The sequence below is a fragment of the Stenotrophomonas sp. P5_B8 genome (genome assembly GCF_054049855.1).
The window spans coordinates 1-3,233 of record NZ_JBFULO010000426.1 but is presented as its reverse complement, the minus strand read 5'-3'; the positions used below and the strand labels follow the sequence as shown (position 1 = coordinate 3,233).

2 protein-coding genes are annotated in these 3,233 nt (G+C 68.4%); both read right to left on the bottom strand.

What is annotated here, in order from left to right; genetic code table 11:
* Positions 1–5 precede the first annotated feature (5 nt).
* Positions 6–1,442 (bottom strand): efflux transporter outer membrane subunit, encoded by a 1,437-nt coding sequence (locus tag ACXJKH_RS17510; protein WP_457321231.1) that lies wholly within the window; start codon positions 1,440–1,442, stop codon positions 6–8.
* Positions 1,442–3,233, bottom strand: a 1,792-nt coding sequence (locus tag ACXJKH_RS17505) for a MacB family efflux pump subunit (protein ID WP_457321230.1), incomplete at its 5' end; no start/stop codon positions are given. The genes ACXJKH_RS17510 and ACXJKH_RS17505, both read right to left, overlap by 1 nt.

The window sequence follows — 3,233 nt, the reverse complement described above, 5'->3', positions numbered from 1 at the left end:
TACGGTTACCGCGCGCTGCCGCCCAGCGCCTTGAACAACGTTACATCGTTGATCAGCTGCTTCTGCTTCACCGAGGCCAGCGACAGCTCCGCATCGCGGCGGGTCTGCTGCGCTTCCAGCCAGGTGCGCAGGTCGGTGGCGCCGACCCGATAGCGCACCTCGTACATCCGCTCGATCTCCACCGCTTCATCGAACGATGCCTGCGAGGCCGCCACCTGGGTGGCGAACTGCTCGCGTGCCGACAGCGCGTTGTCCACCTCCGACAGGGCCGTGTACAGCGTGCGGCGGAAGTCGTTGGCGGCCATCTGGTAATCGGTGCCGGCCAGGCGGGTGTTCAACCGCGCCTGGCCGATGTTGAGGAACGGCAACGACAGACCGGCGCCCAGCGTAGCCACCGGGTTCTGCAGCACGTTCGACAACGACGTCGCGCTGCTGCCGACGCTGCCGGTCAGGCTCAGCGCGGGGTAGTACTGGGTGGCGGTGACCTTGATCGTCTTCAGGCTGTTGCGCAGCCTCAGTTCGGCCGCGCGCAGGTCCGGGCGCCGGCCCAGCAGTTCGGCCGGCAGGCCTTCGGCCACCACCGGGCGTCCACCGTCCAGCAACTGCTGCGGCTCGTCGTCCAGCGGCCACGGCTGCCCGTCCAGCAGCACCGTCAACGCGTTGCGGCTGGCCACCCGCTGCTGTTCCAGCGCGCTTTGCGTGGCCCGTTGCGCTTCCAGGCTCTGGGTGGCCTGGCGGACTTCCAGGCGCGATACCGCACCGGCGTCGAAGCGAGCCTGCACCAGTTGCCGGGTGCGCTGCAGGCGGTCCAGGTTGGCTTGGCCGGCGCGGATCGACTGATTGAGGAAGGCCAGCGTCCAGTACTGCGTGGCGACGTCGCCGATCACCAGCAACGCGGTGTTCTGCAGGTCTTCCTCACGCGCCTGCGCTTCCCACTGGGCGATGTCGCGCTGGGTGCGCAGGCGGCCCCACAGGTCGATTTCCCATTGCAGCGACACACTGGCCGAACTGCCGCGGTTCCACTGCGCGCCCTGGTCGATCGGACGACTGCCGTTGCTGCCGACGCTGCCCGAAGGCTGCGGCCACAGCGCGTTGTCGGCCAGCCCGGCCTGCAGGCGGGCGCGCTGCACGGCCAACCCGGCCGAGGCCAGGTCGGTGTTGGCGGCCAGGGCGCGGTCGATCACCCGCGCCAGGCGCGGATCGCCGAACTGGGTCCACCAGGGATCGTCGCGGACCTCGGTGCGGTCGGTATGCGGCAGGGTCTCCACCACGTCAGTGGGGACATTGCGCGAGGCATCGCCGCGACCATAGCTGGCCGGCACGCTGGGAGCGTCGACGGCGTAATGGCCGGTGCTGACGCAGGCCGACACAGCCAGCGTGGTCACGCAGGCCAGGGCGAGCGGGCGCAGGTGGCCGCGGATGAGCGGGAAAAGGGGATTCATCATTCGCGCGCCAGCGCCTCCACGGGATCAAGTTGGGCGGCACTGCGCGCCGGAAGAAAACCGAACGCCACGCCGATCAGGCTGGAGCAGGCGAACGCGGCGACGATCGAGGCCGTCGAGAACAGCATCTGGAAATCCGGGGCGAATTTGCCGAACAACCAGCCGACCACCAGTGACAGACCGACGCCAAGCAGGCCACCGAGCAGACAGACCAGCACCGCCTCGATCAGGAACTGCTGGCGGATGTCGCTCTGCCGCGCGCCGACGGCCATGCGCACGCCGATCTCGCGGGTGCGCTCGGTGACCGACACCAGCATGATGTTCATCACCCCGATGCCGCCGACCAGCAACGCGATCGCGGCGATCGCGCTGATCAGCAACGTCATGGTGCGCGTGGTCTGTTCGATGGTTTCGCGGATCTCGGCACTGTTGCTGAGGAAGAAGTCCTCGGTGCCGTGGCGCATGATCAACAGCTTGGAGATCGCGGCCTGCGCGGCATCCATCGGTGTGCTGTCGTCCACCCGCACGGTGATGCTGGAGACGTAACTTTGCCCAAGCATGCGCGACATCACCGTGGTGTAGGGCACCCACACGCCCAGGCTGGTACTGCTGCCCATGCCGAAGCTCTGCCGCTGTGCGACGCCGATCACCCGCACCGGCACGTTGCCGAGCAGGATCACCTGGCCGATCGGATCTTCACCGGACGGGAAAAACTGGGTACGGGTGTTCTCGTCGATCACCGCGACCTGGACCAGGCCCTTGACCGCATCGCCGTCGAAGAAGCTGCCCGCGCTCAAGGTAACGCCCTTGACCCGGAAGTACTGCTCACCCACGCCGCTGACCTGCGCGGTGGCCGACTGGTTGCGGTAGCGCGCAGTCACCGACGAGGACACGCTGGGAGTGGCGCTGTCCACATAGCTCTGCCGCGCCAGCGCGTCGGCATCGCTGGCCTTGAGCGTCTGCACGCGCGCCGAGCGCATGTCGCCGAAGCCGCGACCGGGATAGACATCGATGGTATTGGTGCCCAGCGCGCTGATGTTCTGCAGGATCTGCTGCTGCGAACCGTTGCCCATCGCCACCACCGACACCACCGAGGCAATGCCGATGATGATCCCGAGCATGGTCAGGAAGGTGCGCAGACGATGGGCGTTCATCGCCAGCAGCGCCATCCGGAACGCTTCGGTGAAGCGATCGCGGGCGGCCCGCCAGCTGTTGCCGCCGCCCGCGGCCACGGTCGGCTCGCGCTGCGCGCGGTAGCTGGGCGCGGAGGGGTTGGTGCGGTCGGCGATGATCTCGCCGTCGCGGATTTCGATGATGCGCTGTGCGTGTTCGGCCACGCTCATGTCGTGGGTGACGATGATGATGGTGTGGCCTTCGGCATGCAGCTCGCCGAGGATGCCCATTACCTCCTCACCGGATTTCGTGTCGAGCGCGCCGGTCGGTTCGTCGGCCAGGATCACCTCGCCACCGTTCATCAACGCGCGCGCGATCGACACGCGCTGCTGCTGGCCGCCGGAAAGCTGGCCGGGCGTGTGGTTCATGCGGTCGCCCAGGCCCAGGCGCTGCAGCAACTGTTCGGCACGCGCGGTACGCACCGGCCCCGGGCTGCCGGCGTAGACGGCCGGCACGGCCACGTTGCCGCGCGCATCCAGGTCGCCGAGCAGGTGGTAGCGCTGGAAGATGAAGCCGAAATGCTCGCGGCGCAGCGCCGCCAGTTCGTCCGGCAGCATGCTGCCGGTCTCGCGCCCGGCCACCTGGTAGCTGCCGCGGGTGGGGCGGTCCAGGCAGCCG